This is a genomic window from Micrococcaceae bacterium Sec5.7, assembly GCA_039636785.1.
Classification (GTDB): domain Bacteria; phylum Actinomycetota; class Actinomycetes; order Actinomycetales; family Micrococcaceae; genus Arthrobacter.
Map to the genome: position 1 here is coordinate 2,625,074 of CP144169.1, position 15,290 is coordinate 2,640,363.

General features: G+C 61.2%; 12 protein-coding genes and 1 pseudogene. 5 read left to right on the forward strand and 8 right to left on the reverse strand.

From position 1 onward, the window contains the following. Positions 1–240 precede the first annotated feature (240 nt). Positions 241–1,107, forward strand: a complete 867-nt coding sequence (locus tag V3C33_12480) for an SGNH/GDSL hydrolase family protein (protein ID XAS66313.1) — start codon at positions 241–243, stop codon at positions 1,105–1,107. Positions 1,108–1,209: 102 nt separating this feature from the next. On the opposite strand, the pseudogene V3C33_12485 reads toward V3C33_12480, so the two are convergent. Together V3C33_12485 and V3C33_12490 are read right to left on the reverse strand one after the other, a co-directional pair. Further along, positions 1,210–1,386: pseudogene (locus V3C33_12485) on the reverse strand (ABC transporter ATP-binding protein). Between the two features lie 60 nt (positions 1,387–1,446). After that, positions 1,447–3,282, reverse strand: coding sequence for an ABC transporter ATP-binding protein (locus V3C33_12490; protein ID XAS66314.1), 1,836 nt, complete (start codon positions 3,280–3,282; stop codon positions 1,447–1,449). Between the two features lie 79 nt (positions 3,283–3,361). Here V3C33_12490 and V3C33_12495 point away from each other — a divergent pair, with 79 nt between their 5' ends. Beyond that, on the forward strand, positions 3,362–3,991 hold the full coding sequence (locus tag V3C33_12495) for a PH domain-containing protein (GenBank protein ID XAS66315.1): 630 nt from the start codon (positions 3,362–3,364) through the stop codon (positions 3,989–3,991). 54 nt (positions 3,992–4,045) lie between these two features. On the opposite strand, the gene V3C33_12500 is transcribed toward V3C33_12495, so the two are convergent. The 4 genes from V3C33_12500 to ychF form a co-directional block, all read right to left on the reverse strand. Further along, the gene (locus V3C33_12500; protein ID XAS66316.1) at positions 4,046–5,170 is read right to left on the reverse strand and encodes an ABC transporter permease; all 1,125 of its coding nucleotides are present in this window, start codon (positions 5,168–5,170) and stop codon (positions 4,046–4,048) included. Then, complete coding sequence (locus tag V3C33_12505; protein ID XAS66317.1) at positions 5,167–6,708, reverse strand: ABC transporter permease; 1,542 nt, start codon at positions 6,706–6,708, stop codon at positions 5,167–5,169. The genes V3C33_12500 and V3C33_12505 overlap by 4 nt, the downstream gene beginning before the upstream one ends. A gap of 170 nt (positions 6,709–6,878) precedes the next feature. After that, positions 6,879–8,654 (reverse strand): ABC transporter family substrate-binding protein, encoded by a 1,776-nt coding sequence (locus V3C33_12510; GenBank protein ID XAS66318.1) that lies wholly within the window; start codon positions 8,652–8,654, stop codon positions 6,879–6,881. Between the two features lie 326 nt (positions 8,655–8,980). Next, entirely contained in the window at positions 8,981–10,066 is a 1,086-nt protein-coding gene (ychF, locus tag V3C33_12515) for a redox-regulated ATPase YchF (GenBank protein ID XAS66319.1), read from the reverse strand. Positions 10,067–10,180: 114 nt separating this feature from the next. Here ychF and V3C33_12520 point away from each other — a divergent pair, with 114 nt between their 5' ends. Continuing rightward, positions 10,181–11,422 carry a DNA recombination protein RmuC gene (locus V3C33_12520; protein ID XAS66320.1) on the forward strand — a complete coding sequence of 414 codons (1,242 nt, stop codon included), beginning with the start codon at positions 10,181–10,183 and terminating at the stop codon, positions 11,420–11,422. Here the strand turns inward: V3C33_12520 and V3C33_12525 are convergent. Beyond that, complete coding sequence (locus V3C33_12525) at positions 11,419–12,498, reverse strand: 4-hydroxy-3-methylbut-2-enyl diphosphate reductase (GenBank protein ID XAS66321.1); 1,080 nt, start codon at positions 12,496–12,498, stop codon at positions 11,419–11,421. The genes V3C33_12520 and V3C33_12525 overlap by 4 nt on opposite strands. Before the next feature lie 107 nt (positions 12,499–12,605). After that, positions 12,606–13,451 (reverse strand): hypothetical protein, encoded by an 846-nt coding sequence (locus V3C33_12530; GenBank protein XAS66322.1) that lies wholly within the window; start codon positions 13,449–13,451, stop codon positions 12,606–12,608. Positions 13,452–13,646: 195 nt separating this feature from the next. Here V3C33_12530 and xseA point away from each other — a divergent pair, with 195 nt between their 5' ends. Both xseA and V3C33_12540 read left to right on the forward strand, forming a co-directional pair. Beyond that, on the forward strand, positions 13,647–14,954 hold the full coding sequence (xseA, locus tag V3C33_12535; protein XAS66323.1) for an exodeoxyribonuclease VII large subunit: 1,308 nt from the start codon (positions 13,647–13,649) through the stop codon (positions 14,952–14,954). Positions 14,955–14,974: 20 nt separating this feature from the next. Next, positions 14,975–15,196, forward strand: coding sequence for an exodeoxyribonuclease VII small subunit (locus V3C33_12540; GenBank protein ID XAS66324.1), 222 nt, complete (start codon positions 14,975–14,977; stop codon positions 15,194–15,196). Positions 15,197–15,290: the final 94 nt, after the last annotated feature.

Consider the following 15,290-nt stretch of genomic DNA (forward strand, 5'->3'; position numbering starts at 1 on the left):
TTGTATCGCGACATTTCCAACCGGAACGCACGACGGATGAGACCCTTTGACACAGGGCACCTACATCAAGTCTAAACGCTAGGTCATTTATTGGCCTAAAAATTAAAAATGGCCCTGTTCCGCGGCCTGTTACCAAATTGTGAGGGCCCGGGGTGCATCCGTGAGTAAAGTCACTGGATATTCATGACTTGATGCCCCATCATGACTGTGATAACTACGAGCAATCCCCGGAGACCAATAATGCGAAAAGCTTCGGCCCTGCTCCGCTTTGTCGCACTTGGAATCGCCGCCGGCGTCCTGATGAGCGGCTGCGGGCAGGCCCCACAACCTGGCGCCTCCAGCACCGGAAGTGACGCCCCGGCGGCGTACGGCAGGGCCCCCGCGGCAGCCCCGGGTGTGCCGGTTGCCGCCCAGGCCGTCAGGCAGAATCAATTGACGCCGGGACAGACACCCGGCGAGCTGAGTCCCGGTTCCATATACCGGAACCCTGACAACGGCCGCGACGAAGTCATCGTGGCGGACATCCGGCACACAGCGCTGCTGATCGGGGATTCCCAGTCTGAACCGGACGGCAGCTGGCCCAGGGCGGCGCTCTCGGCGATCGGTTACGACGTCTACTTCTGCGGAAAAGGCGGAACCGGGTTTGTCGCTGCCAACGGCGGCATCGGCAACTACATCGATGCTCTGCAGCGTGGCGACTGGCTGCTGCCCTACGGCGCTCCACCCCTCCTCGTCATCCAGGGCGGCGGAAACGACGCCAGCCGCGGCGCAGGCAATGACGAAATCGCAGCCAACGCCAAGCGCCTCATCACCTCTCTCAAGCAGCGTTACCCCGGGGCGAAGCTGGTCATGATCGGAACCCTGGCACGGGGAGCCCAGGACGGTGGCGGACGCCGCACCGAAGTAGATGCCCTGTTGGGCATAGTGGCCCGTCAGCACGGAATTCCCTTTGTCAGCGTAGGCGACTGGTTGACCCGCTTCGGACTCACCTCCGAGCTCCGCGACGGCGTCCATCTGAAAGCGGACGGCCACAAGGCGTTGGCCCGCCTTCTGGAAACCAGGCTGGCAGCCTTGGGTGTGAGCTACAGCGAGCAGGGCTCCAAATAGCGGCGGCCGGCAGGCATGTCCATCCGATTCATAGCCGGAGCCGGCGTCCACCCACATGGGGCGGACACCGGCTCCTGCTATAGGCCCGATATCGGCGTGACGCTAGGCAACTTCCGGAGGAAGCACCAGACGCGAACCCGGAATCGCATTCAGCAGGGCCCTGGTGTAGTCCTGCTGCGGCGAGTCGAAGACGTCGTCCGTGGACCCGGTCTCGACCAGCTTTCCCTTTTCCATGACACATACATGATCTGCGATCTGCCGGACCACTGCCAGGTCATGGGCCCGCATCAACGGCCAAAAGTTACTCACTGTTACCATTCGCGCCGAATGTGTTCTGCGTTACTCCACGCCCGCCGCCAGAAGCTGGGCCCGGAGTTCCCGGCGTTCGCGTTGTTTTTCCGGATCCGGCAACGGAACAGCGGCCAGCAGGCGCTGCGTGTAAGGCTCCTGGGGGTTGCGCAGAATCTGATCACGGGTGCCCTGCTCCACGATCCGTCCGCGTTGCATGACGCAGATGTGGTCCGCGAGAACATCAACCACCGCCAGGTCATGCGTCACGAACAGGCACGCAAATCCGAGTTCCTTCTGCAGGTTCTGGAAGAGCTCCAGTACTTTGGCCTGCACCGAAACATCCAGGGCCGACGTCGGCTCATCCGCCACCATCAGCTTGGGCTTAAGCGACAGCGCGCGGGCAATACCCACACGCTGTTTCTGTCCGCCGGACAGTTCATGCGGGTATCTGTTCCGGTAGTCCCGCGGCAGTTCCACCTGGTCCAGCAGCGCCTCGATGCGCTTCTGCAGGTCAGCTCCCTTAGCTTCTCCAGCGAGGAACATCGGCTCGCCAATGCTCTCGCCAATGGGCAGTCGCGGGTTCAGAGAAGACGACGGATCCTGGAAAACCATACCGATGTGGCGGCGCACCTGATGGAGCTGCTTGCCGTTCTTTTTGGCGGCCGAAATGTCCTGGCCAACCACACGCATGGTGCCGGCGGCGACGGGCAGAAGACCCACCGCTGCGCGCCCGATGGTGGTCTTTCCGGAACCTGATTCCCCCACCAGTCCCACCACCTGTCCGGGGTAGATCACCAGATTGGCCCCCTCCACCGCGCGGAATGCCGGAACGCGGCCCTGCTTCGGGTAATCGATGGCGACATCCGTCAGTTCCAAAACCGGTTCGCCTGAAGGCAAGACAGCCTCGGCGGCCGCCAGTGCGGCGGCGTTTTCCTGCTCCCGGCGCAGCAATTCGTCGTTATCAATGGTATTCAGTTCGGCATGGGTGGCAGCGGCCAGGGCAGCGATCACATCCACCTCAGCGTCAGAGTCGGCACTGCCCTGGCCCAGGTGGGGTACCGCAGCGAGAAGGGCCTGTGTGTAAGGGTGCTGTGGATTGCTGAAGATCTGGGCGGCCGTCCCGGTTTCCACGATCAGTCCCCGGCGCATCACGGCGATCCTGTCCGCAAGGTCTGCCACCACACCCATGTCGTGCGTGATCAGGACAATGGCGCTGTCCAGCTTGTTGCGCAGATGCCTCATGAGGTCCAGAATTTCGGCCTGGACCGTCACATCAAGGGCGGTGGTGGGCTCATCGGCGATCAGCAGCTTGGGATCACAGGACAGCGACTGCGCGATCATGGCACGTTGCCGCTGACCGCCGGACAGCTGGTGGGGGTAAGACCTGAAGGCCTTTTCCGGATCCGGCAGTTCCACCAGGTCCAGCATCCGCAGTGCACGCTCGCGGGCCTGGTCCGGCGACACTTCGCTGTGCAGCCGGATGGTCTCGACGATCTGGGAGCCGACGGTGTAGACCGGGTTGAGTGCCGTCATGGGCTCCTGGAAAATCACTGCGACGTCCTTGCCCCGGACATCACGGATGTTTGAAGCGTTTTGACCCAGAAGCTCTTTGCCGGACAGCTTGACGCTGCCGCTGACCCGGCTGTTGCTGGGCAGGAGGCCCAAGAGCGCCATTGAACTGGCGCTCTTGCCTGAGCCGGACTCACCCACGATGGCCAGTACTTCCCCGGCCCGCACTTCGTAGTTCAGGCCGATCGCTGCCGGAACCCATTTCTTGTCCACTCCGAAGTCGACGCTGAGATCGCGGACCTCGAGGACGATGGCACCTTTGCCGGGCTCCGAAGCCGCACTCGCGGCCGGATCAGGGCTGATGTTCTCAGTCATGTTGGATTTTCCCTTTCACCCGAGCCACCGGATCACCGGTAATTAGTGCTGTAGCTCGGAATCCTGAATTATTAGGGGCATGAGCACTGTGCCGCACGCCGGAAACGCTGAAATCTTCAAGGCCCGAACGAACAAGTGGTTCGCCTGGATCTCCTGGCTGGTCGCCGCCTTCGGCCTGCTGGTGACGGTGTTGACCGGCGGGCCGGGAGCCCTCGTGGGGGCCGGGCCGCTCCTGCTGATCGCTTTCCTGGGCTGGTTGCTGTTCTGGCGCCCGGCCGTGGTTGTGGACGATGCCGGCGTGACACTGGAAAATCCGTTCCGGTCCGTCGCCGTACCGTGGGCGGCCCTGGTGAACGTGGACACACGTTACGCGCTGACCCTCGTCACACCCGGCAAGAGCTATGCCTCCTGGGCAGCCCCGGCGCCCGGAATCTGGGGCGGACGCAACGCACGCCCCGAAGACCTTCAGGGACTGCCCGGAACAAGCTACGGCCCGGGACAGTCCGTCCGTCCGGGAGACCTGAGGGGCACCGACTCCGGCCAGGCTGCACAGCTTGTGCGTACCCGCTGGCAGGAGCTCGTTGAAGGCGGCAGTCTGGACACCGGCACCGCCGAAAACACGCCGGTGACCGTTACCGTCCGATGGACGGAGCTGGGCGCCAGTGTGCTGCTGATTGCGGCCAGTTACTGGGCCGTTGCCCTTATGTGAGCGTGGCGCAGCTGAAGAATTCCACGGTGACTCGTTTCTCCGGGCGAGTCGCATTCAGGCACCCTCTGACCTTTCGTTTACAGACCCGTCAATGTCCGTGACCGGTGCCTTCTCCGATGTTCGCCCACCCTTGGTATCCGCTGCCTTTTTCGCGTTGAACTTCTTCTGGCGTGGATCGAACGCGTCCCGTAGGCCATCGCCGATGAAGTTGATGCTAAGGCAGATCATGACAATGAAGAGGCCGGGGAACCAGAACAACCAGGGACGGGTGGCAAAAGCAACCTGATTTTGTGAAATCAGGAGCCCCAAAGACGTATCCGGGGCCTTAACACCAACGCCAAGATAACTCAGCGCCGTCTCGGTCAAAATGGCTGCCGACATGGTCAGCGTCACGTTGACGATCAGGACGCCGACAGCATTGGGCAGGATGTGCTTGAAAATAATCCTTGTGTTGCTGGCTCCAGAGATCCTTGCGGCGTCGACGAATTCACGTTCGCGCAGCGTGAGAAATTCACCTCTCATGAGCCGCGCCAAACCCACCCAGCTAATGAGTCCCAGGAACACGCCAAGGAGCAAGACGCCGTTGGTTGCGGCGAAAGAGCTAAACCAGCTCCCCCCGTCGCGCCGCCCGGCAATCTGCGCCATAACCGCCGCCAGAAGGAGAGCCGGGATGATGATGATGACATCAGTAAGTCTCATCAGGATAGCTTCCGTCCAGCCGCGGAAGTAACCGGACAGAGCCCCCACTATGACGCCGATGAGGCCGGCAATGAGTCCGATCATGATCATGATCGTGATGGACTGCTGGGCACCGCGCATGGTCATGGCAAAGAGGTCACGGCCAATCCGGTCCTGGCCAAAGGGATGCTCGCCCCAAGCCAGCGGCCAAATCGACGCGGTGGGAACTCCGTCGCCAACGAGCGGAGAGACATCTACGTGGTTGTACTTCCACCAGCCGGGAATCCCGGAGTACCCAACGGAGGTAAACGCCAAAATTACTATGGCAGAAAACAGCACCAGGCCGGCGATGGCGCCTGAGTGTCCCACGAACCGCTTCCGGACGATCTGCCCCTGGCTCAGGCCCTTGGCCTCGAGCACCGGTTCAACTCCAGCAGCTGGTTCCCTATGGAGACTGGCTTGCTCGGCCAATATTTCGTTTTGCTGACTCGGCTGGCTCATGCTTTCACCCTTACGCGTGGATCAAGTGCGGAGTATGCGACGTCCGCAATCAAGTTAAAGACCATCGCAGTGATGGCCACACAGATGAAGACACCCATGACAGGGTTGGGATCCACATGCCCAATTCCGTCAAAAAACAGGAACCCCATACCGCGGATCGAAAAGACTGACTCCGTAATCACGGCACCGCCAATCAGTCCGCCAATGTCGAAGGCCACAATCGTGGCGATTGGAATCAAGGCATTGCGGAAAGCATGGCGCATGACGACTGTCCTTTCCGTCAGCCCCTTGGCACGGGCAGTCCGGATGTAGTCCATGTTCATGATTTCCAGCATCGATGCCCGGGTGAACCTGGTGTAACCGGCCAGGGAAATCAGGACGAGCGCCAGCGTGGGCAGAATCAGGTGTGTGAAGGTGTCAAGACTCAGTACCCAAAAATCGCCTTGGATATTCGGCGTAGTGGCTCCGATAGTGGCGATTGGCCGCCCCCGGACCCGGCTGTTGTTGAAGTAGGTGGGCCAGGCCTGCATGAATCTGTCAAGCAAAATAAGGAACCCGACAAGGAATGACGTCAGTGCTGCTGCCCGCATGGACTGGCCGCGGTCGTAGCCCCCAACGAAATACCCGATCCCCAACCCAACAAGTACCGTGGCGATTGCCAAGAGCGCAACCATGATGAACGTGGCCTGATCCAGCAGGGGCTGGACGGCAAAATACGCCACGACACCGACGCCAGCTGCAATAAGGGACGACAGAAGTGCCTTACGGTTCTTCAGCCCGGCCGTCAGTAACGTGACAGCGAATGCCAGGCCGGCACCGGCAATGGCGATCACGACCGGGCCCAGACCGGGCGTTTTGAACCAGAGGGTGACCGAGAAATATGTGAGTACCGCGCTGACAATCGCGAACACTGCGCCACCTATCAGGAGCCGGCGTTTGGGTTCGCCGCCGGCCGCGACAGCAGCGACTATCCCGAAGACCGCCCCGATACCAAGGGCCGCCGGCAAAGGTATTTCAGGGTTCCGCAGGAAATCATTAAAGCCGATGGCACCGAACTCCTTGAGTAGAACCGCTACCCAGAATATCGGCAGCGAGAAAAACAGAAAAGCCATGAAGGTCACGCCATAGTCGACTGCACTGTACTGGCGCAGGGCCGTAATGATTCCAAGAGTGATGCCAATCAGGATGGCCAAGACGGTGGCTGCTGTGACCAGAGTCAACGTTTGCACAAGAGCGAAGCCCAAGGCGTCCGTGATGGGTTGGCCCGCTATGTTTTTCCCCAGGTCGCACGATGTGCCAAAGGGCATAAGACATTGGGCTGCCCCCGCCAGCCATTTGAAGTACCGCAACGGGGCCGGCGTGTCCAAATCAAGAAGCTGCGACCTTGACGCCATCAGTTGTTCTTTGTTGGGTGCGCTGCTGGAACGGTATTCGGCGAGCGGATCGCCGGACGCGGCGGTCAAGATGTAGACCAGAAACGACGCGCCCAAAAGAATGAGTGCGGCGGTGAGAAGCCGCCGGACTATGTACGTCACCATTTATGCTGAAACCTCAGTATTCGGGCCGGGAACTTACCCAGACGGATCGCGGCGGGTTCCGCCTGATGTGTCGGGTCGCCGGCATGGGTGGCTTGTCAGCTACGAAGGCGCCGGGACCAAAATCCAGGTCCCGGCGCCTCAGCTAGCGGATTCTACTAACGGTAGTCGGCTTACTTCTGAGCCCACTCCCAGAAGTTCCACCAGACACCGGTCTGGTTGGGCATGTACTTCACACCGGTAATGCGATCGCTGTAGGCGTCAACCCCAACTGCCTGGAATAGCGGCAGTCCGTAGGCCGAATCCCAGATCTTCTTATCAACCTGCTTGATGAGCGCATCCTGCTTTTCGCGATCCGTCGTCACGATCAGTTCCTCCATCAGCTTGTCGGCGTCAGGATCGGAAAAGAGGTTGAAGTTGGAGCCGTTTCCGGTCTTGAAAATCTGCGGCACGCCCGAGACACCCACTCCGGGATTGATCCAGCCGAAGATCGTGGCGTCGTAGCTACCATCACCAAGGGCCTTGCCCCAGTCGGACTTCCCAAGGCCGCCGTCGACGATCTTGAATCCTGCCTTGGACGCGGACTCGCGGATCAGCGAGTAGGCGTCGGCCCGGTTCGGGTTGTCCTTGTTGAACATGATGCGGATTTCCGGGGTGGCACCGTTGAGGAGTTTCTTAGCCCCATCGATATCCACCGCCTGGTACGCCGAAGATCCGTTGTCCTTGGACGAGTCGGCGTATCCTGGCTGGGCCGGCACAAAGAGCTGCGAATCGAGCGGTTTGGCGTCCGGGGCAAGCTTTTTGATGATCTTGTCCACGATGTCGGTCCGCGGAACCGTCTTCATGAACGCTTCGCGAACGCTCTTGTCCTTAAACGGGCCGGAGTAGTTCAGGTCAATATGGTCGTAGGAAAGCTGCTCACCCTGTTCAACCGTGACGCCCTGGCTCTCCAGTGCCTTAAGTTGTTCAAGGGTGTCGGCTGAGGCCTGGGGAGCGATGATGTCTGCTTCGCCATTTTTCAGCGCCTGGACCTGGGCCGGAGCTTCACCGATGTACCTGACGGTAATTTCGTCGAGGTTGGCGGCCGGACCCCAGTTGTAGTCCTTGTTTCGGACCATGGTCAGGGACTGGTCCTGATTCATGCTCTTGACTATGAACGGCCCGTTGGAAAGGTAGAGGCTCGGATCTGCCGGCAGCGTCTTGGTGTCAAAACCGGTATTCCACATATCCGACATGGCCTTCAGCTTCGCGTCCGCCGGTTTCGGGGCCTTAGCGTCGCCTCTCGGCTTTTCCTTGAGGAAGTCAACGAATGCCTGGCCGTCAGTAAGCCCTGCCTTCTTGGCGAGGACATGCGCAGGGATGTCGACGGACGGGCCCCCGAGGGCTATTTCCCAGTCGGCGAAAGGCTTGGAGTACTTCACAGTCATTGAGCGGTTGTTGTCGCCGATTTCCGGGAAGTCCGTCAGTGCCAGACCTGTTGGGTCACCAGCGTAGGAGAAATAGGAGGTGCCCGTCTTCGCCTTTGCATCGGCGTCGTTATAGTATCCCGAGAAGGCGGCCCACTGCAGCAGCAGGTCAGCAGCGGTAACGGGCGTTCCGTCTGACCACTTAACGCCCTCGTTGACGGTGTACTTCACTGTCAACGGATCGTCGGAGGTCTTTTCCATCTTGCCGAACTTTTCGTTTCGAACGATGTTCAGTTTGTTGTCGATGTAGTAAAAGCCCGAGTGCGTGGCATAACTGATTTTTGAGTTGATGTCAGTGTTGCCATCGGCTGTATTCGTATTGAACGTATTGAAAGCGTTAACCTCCACTACGGTGGCCGAGCCGCCCTCTTTCCCGGCGGCACCACTTGACGGGGTTGTTCCGGTGTTGCCCGAGCAGGCGCTCAATGCCAGTGCCGCGGCTGCGGCAACACCTACTGCTTTGGAAATACGACCGAATCGCATTCCGCCTCCTATTGTTGAGTGTGAAAAAGACCGGCGCTGTAGACGCCGGCCAGACCGCCAGAATCCCCCCAGTGAGAATGTGGCGTGTCTCACATGAGAAGTAGCCTAGACCCAAAAATACGTGCGGTGGGACGAAAGTTGCCCATCAGTAAAGTTTGTTATCGAGATGCAACCAAGAGCTGACCGTGGACGCCTGAATCGTTAGGAATGCTTGACGCCTGGTCGGCACGGGAGTACGCGCACCAATCACAAGGAAAGCCCCGGTTCAACGGAACCGGGGCTTTTCTTGTTAATTCTCAATCACTGAGATGGCGTATCACGTTCGCCTAGACGTTGAAGCGGAACTCCACGACGTCGCCGTCGGCCATAACGTATTCCTTGCCTTCGATGCGGACCTTGCCGCGGGACTTCGCCTCGGCCATGGAACCGGCGTCGACGAGGTCGTCAAAGGAGACCACCTCTGCCTTGATGAATCCCCGCTGGAAGTCCGTGTGGATGACACCTGCGGCCTGCGGCGCGGTATCGCCCTGATGAATGGTCCAGGCGCGCGTCTCCTTGGGCCCGGCCGTAAGATACGTCTGCAGGCCGAGGGTGTGGAATCCGACGCGGGCAAGCTGATCCAGGCCGGATTCATCCTGCCCGTTCATCTCCAGCATTTCGCGGGCTTCTTCCTCATCCAGCTCCACGAGATCGGACTCGAGCTTGGCGTCGAGGAAAATGGAGTCGGCCGGCGCAACCAGGGCGCGCAGCTCCGCCTGCTTTTCCGGGCTCCCCAGGATTCCGTCGTCCGCGTTGAAGACGTAGATAAAGGGTTTGGCTGTGAGGAGGCTGAGCTCCTTGAGGTGCTCAGGCTCCAGTTTGTCGCTCGCAACGGAGGAGAAGATGGTGTCGCCCCGCTCCAGGACTGCCTGCGCAGCCTGGATGGCCGCGAGCTCGGCGGCTTCGCGTTTCTTGGTCTTGACTTCTTTTTCGATTCTGGGGATGGCCTTCTCGATGGTCTGAAGGTCGGCCAGTATCAGTTCAGTGTTGATGGTCTCCATGTCGGAGCCGGGGTCCACTTTGCCGTCAACATGGATGACATCCGGATCATCGAACACCCGGACCACTTGGACGATCGCCTCGGCCTCACGGATGTTGGCAAGGAACTTGTTCCCCAGCCCCTCACCTTCAGAGGCGCCTTTGACGATGCCCGCGATGTCAACGAAGGACACCACAGCCGGAAGCAGCCGCTGCGATCCGAAAATGCCCGCAAGCTGCTGGAGCCGGGGATCCGGCAGGTTCACGACGCCGACATTCGGCTCGATGGTGGCGAACGGATAGTTCGCTGCCAGCACCTGATTGCGGGTCAGTGCGTTGAAAAGAGTTGATTTGCCGACGTTGGGCAGTCCGACGATGCCAATAGTAAGAGCCACGAGCATTGATTCTACCCGCAATGGCATGGGAACCCCGTAGCGCGAACACTGCGGCAGCCGCTGGTCACGGTCCTGCTGGGTAAAAATGTCGCAGGTGCATGCCACAGTGAAGTCATGGACGCTTTCGCATTGATTCTTGCCCTACTGATGTTGCTGCTTGGCGCTGTTGCCGGCGCCACCGCCACCTACATTGTCTTCCGCCGACGGAGTCTCGCTCTGGAAGAGGACTTCGACGGCGTTTCGTCGCGGCTTTCCGAAGTCAGCGGTCAGTTTGCCGCCGCCGACGCCGAACGGCGCCTGCTCGCTGTCCAGAACCGCGAGCTTGGCGAATCACGCAATCAGGACACCAGCGTGCTCCGTGCGCTTGCACCGGTAGCCGAAAAACTCACAGCCGTACAGCAGCAGGTGTCGCTCCTGGAGCGGGACCGGCTTGAGCAGTACGGGCAACTGGCCCAGCAGCTCCAGGAGGCCAGGCTCTCCGACGAACAGCTGCTGCGCTCCACCCATGCTCTGGAGTCCGCTCTGCGCTCCAACAGCGCGCGCGGCCAATGGGGAGAAGTTCAATTGCGGCGCGTTGTGGAGGCAGCCGGCATGCTGCGTCACGTCGATTTCCATGAGCAGCTCCACAGCAGCGGCACCGACGCCGCTGTGCGGCCCGACCTGGTGGTCCAGCTTCCCGGCGAAAAGCAGCTGGTGGTTGATGCAAAGGTCCCGCTCTCGGCATATCTGGAGGCCCAGGATCTGGGTGCCTCATCGGGCCACGGCCAACCGGGGCTGACCGCGTCCGCCCAGCAGTCTTTTATGGCAGCCCATGCCAAAGCCCTGAAAGCGCACGTGGATGCTCTGAGCAACAAGAAGTACTGGGATATTCCGGGCAACTCCCCCGAGCTGGTGATCTGCTTCCTGCCTGCCGAGTCCATTCTGGCCGCAGCTTTGACGGCAGACCCCGCACTGCTGGACCATGCTCTGTCCAGAAACGTGGTGCTTGCCTCACCGAGTACGTTGCTGGCGGTTCTTAAGTCCGTTGCCTTCACCTGGCGGCAGGATGTGCTGACCGACAGCGCCCGTGAACTGTTCGATCTGGCGCGGCAGCTCTACGAACGGATGGGGACGCTCGGGGACAACGTCAGCAAACTCGGTTCGTCGCTGAAGTCCTCCGTGGACCGCTACAACTCAATGATCGGCACTCTGGAAGCCCGGGTGTTGCCTACCGCCAGGAAGCTGAACGCCCTCGATGCCGCAGGGTTGGTTGCGCCGGCGGCCGTAGAAGTCACGCCGCGGTCAGTGGCCGCTCCTGAGCTGCAGTCCAGCGAATCGCAGTCCGATGAACTTGAGCGGGGCGAAAACGCGGCCTAGTTGCGGGAACGCCGGCCGCCCAGTGCGCGGGTGACATCCCCGGCCTGCTTGAGCGTTGCACGGAGTTCCTTGGGCAGGGAAAACAGGAGGTCTTCCTCCGCTGTGACAACCTCTTCCACAGAGCCGTAGCCGTAGTCGGCAAGGAGCCGGAGAACGTCTTTGACGAGCACTTCAGGAACGGACGCACCGGACGTGACGCCCACGGTGGCGACTCCTTCAAACCAGGCCTCGTCCACCTCGTTGGCAAAGTCCACCCGGTAGGAAGCCTTGGCACCATATTCCAGGGCCACTTCGACCAGACGCACAGAGTTGGACGAGTTGGCCGATCCAACAACAATCACCAGCTCAGCCTGCGGAGAGATCTTCTTGATGGCCACCTGACGGTTTGTGGTGGCGTAGCAGATGTCATCGCTGGGCGGATCCTGCAGGGTGGGAAACCGCTCTTTGAGCAGGCGCACTGTTTCCATTGTCTCGTCCACACTGAGGGTGGTCTGGGACAGCCAGATGACCTTTTCCGGATCCCTGACGGTCACCTTGCCCACTTCGTGCGGCCCATTAATGATCTGGATATGCTCCGGGGCTTCCCCGGCCGTACCTTCCACTTCCTCGTGGCCGTCATGGCCGATCAGCAGAATGTCGAAATCATCCTTGGCAAAGCGGACCGCCTCCTTGTGGACTTTCGTCACCAAGGGACACGTGGCATCGATGGTGCGAAGCCCGCGGTCCTCGGCAGACTGGACCACAGCGGGTGAAACCCCGTGGGCCGAGAAGATCACCAGGGCGCCCTCCGGAACCTCGTCTGTCTCGTCAACAAAGATGGCGCCCTGTTCTTCGAGCGAGCTGACCACATGAACGTTGTGCACGATCTGCTTGCGGACGTAGACGGGCGGGCCGTAGTGCTCCAGAGCCTTTTCAACAGCTATCACGGCCCGGTCAACACCGGCACAGTATCCGCGCGGAGCGGCGAGCAGGACCTTCTTGGGACCCTCTACGGGAGCCGCAGCCAATATGTCCTCAGGGGATCGCCGCCGGCGCGGGACGGTGGGCATCGCGAGGGAAACTGCTGAGGAGGTCATTTCCCAATGCTACCGGTTTCAGCCCAGCTCCCCGGGCTGGTTCGCCGCACGCTGAAGTTCAGTGAGGCTGGAGTCCAGCGAGGCTGAAGTCAGGTGTGAACCTTCAGCTACTCCTGTGTGCGGCCTGCTGTCATCCGAAGCAGTACGCCGGAGACCAGGAGAATGCCGCCTGTGATCAAAGACGCCAGGATCCAGGCCCCGAAGCCGTCCAGCGATGCGGCCACGAATTCGCGTTTGAAGATCTCCGCTACGGGGTTGCCGCTTACTGTTCCGGAGATGGCCGCGCCTGCCGCGCGTGATCCGAGGAACCATGTCCCGGCGAGCAGCAAAGCACCGATACCGGTTCCGGCCAGCACCGACCAGCGACGGCGGGCAGCAACAAATGCGAGCACAAAAGCCAATGCGGAGCCCAGCCCCAGCGCATACCCCATCGGCGCGTAGGCATTCGCACGCTCAATAAGCTGCCGCTGGCTCGACTGGCCGATGTTGATGAGCGTCTGGTCCGGAGCGTCCAAGGGCAACCCAACGGCGTCGGATATCTGTTGGGTCACCAGCGCCACGAGAGGCGCAACATCAAGGGTCAGTGAGGTTGTTGCATCCACTTCGGGCGGCAGCGTCCGGGGATCGGCAAAACTCAGCCGGTGGCTCCTGTGCAGGGTTTCTTCCCAGGCCGCAGGGTATCCCGGCAACGAGGTGAGCGATGAAGCAGCCGATTCGAGGACCGGCCGGACAAGTTCAGTAAGACTTTTAGGAATCCGGCCATCGGAATCAAGGCTTCCGACCGCCGCAGCTGACAGCCTCTGCTGGAACAAAGGATCGTTCCCCAGAGGAGCGGCCAGCGCCACAAATCCGTCCTCCTGCACGATATTGCGGTCCACCCACATAGCGGGTACTGCAACGGCAGCCAGCAGCAGTCCGAGTAGAACTGCTGCCGCTGAGACAAAAGTGCGCAAGGGATTCCTAGCCTGTTGTTGGGATACAGCCATCCTAAAGGGGCTGCCCCGGGAACAAAAATGTCAGCGCCCGGTGATAGGGCTATGGATAGAGTTGGTTCACCGGCCCCGGAATTTCCGGGATCCGACTGTCCGGCAATAACCCCGCAAAGGACCACTGCATGCACCAGGAAGTCGCCGCCGCTGGACGGGCACATGTCTGAAGATATTGCAGCCACAGCTGCAGCGCCCCCAGCGGGGCCCACAACTGTGCCGGCCACGGCTGCGGAAACCAGCCCGGACAACCCGTGGCCGTTGCAACTGCTGTCCCAGAAGCTCAAAGCGCACATAGACCGGACGCCCTCTGCCTGGGTTGAAGGCCAGGTCATTGAGCTCAACCGTCGCGGCACCAGCGCGTACCTGACGCTCAGGGACGTGGATGCCGAGATCTCCCTGCCCGCCTCCATCTGGACCACCGTGCTGGACCGGCAGGAAACGCCGCTCGAGCGGGGCTCCCGCGTTGTCGCCCTGCTGAAACCCGAGTTCTGGTTGAAAACCGGACGGCTGAGCATGCAGGTAAAGGACATCCGGCCGGTAGGTCTCGGTGATCTGCTGGCCCGGATAGAGCGATTGAGACAGGCGTTGGCGCTGGAAGGGCTCTTTGCAGTTTCACGGAAGAAGCGGCTCCCCCTGCTCCCCCACCGGATCGGGCTCATTACCGGCCGGGAGTCGGATGCCAAGAAGGACATTTTGCGCAATGCGGCACTCCGCTGGCCCGCCGTCGAGTTCGAGGTCCGTGAAGTAGCGGTGCAGGGAAACACCGCGGTAGCCCAGGTCATCGGGGCCCTGCGTGAACTCGATGCCCGCCCGGATGTGGACGTCATAGTGATCGCCCGCGGTGGCGGTGCGCTGGAAGACCTGCTGCCATTCAGCAGTGAAGAGCTCATCCGTGCCGTGTCCGCCGCTCTCACCCCCGTGGTCAGTGCGATCGGCCATGAGGCTGACAGGCCGATCCTCGACGACGTCGCTGATCTTCGCGCATCAACGCCCACCGACGCCGCCAAGAGAATCGTGCCCGATGTCGTGGAGGAGCTCGCCCGGGTCAGGCAAGCCCGGGACCAGCTGCGGCGCAGCGTCACACGGCTCGTTGACAGAGAAAGGGATCGTCTGGCCTCGCTCCACTCCCGCCCGGTACTGGCCGCGCCGGAGGGCATGGTGACTGTCCGCTCCGAAGACGTGGACCGGCTCCGTCGCCGCTCCTCCGCTGCTGTGCATTCCGCGGTGGTGCGGGCAACAGATCAGCTGCTCCATCTGCGGGCACAGGTCCGTGCACTTTCCCCTCAGCAAACGCTGGACCGCGGATATGCGGTGGTGCAGCTCAGTGAAAACGGCGATGTTGCAGGTGCCGGGCGCGAAGTGGTGCGGCACCCGTCGCAGGCGCCCGCCGGGGCTGGGCTGTCGGTCCGTGTTGCCGGCGGCACGTTTGGCGCCAATTCCACCGGCCCCGACGACAATAACCCATGACAGCAGAAAGGAACTCAACCATGACGGACAAGAAACCGGAAACGGACACCGAGGCACTCAGCTACGAGGAGGCCCGGGAGCAGCTCGTAGGCGTGGTGGGCAAACTTGAGGCCGGCGGTGCCAGCCTCGAAGAATCACTCGCGTTATGGGAGCTTGGCGAAGCGCTGGCCAAGCGCTGCGAAGAATGGCTTGAAGGCGCCAGGAAACGACTCGCCTCCGCCCGGGGCACCCTGCCTGAGTAGGACGCCGCTCCACGAGGCCGCCCGGCGCTCCAGGCTGCCCTGCGCTCCAGGCTGCCCTGCGCCCAAGGTTGCCCGGCCATGCCGCACCCAATCA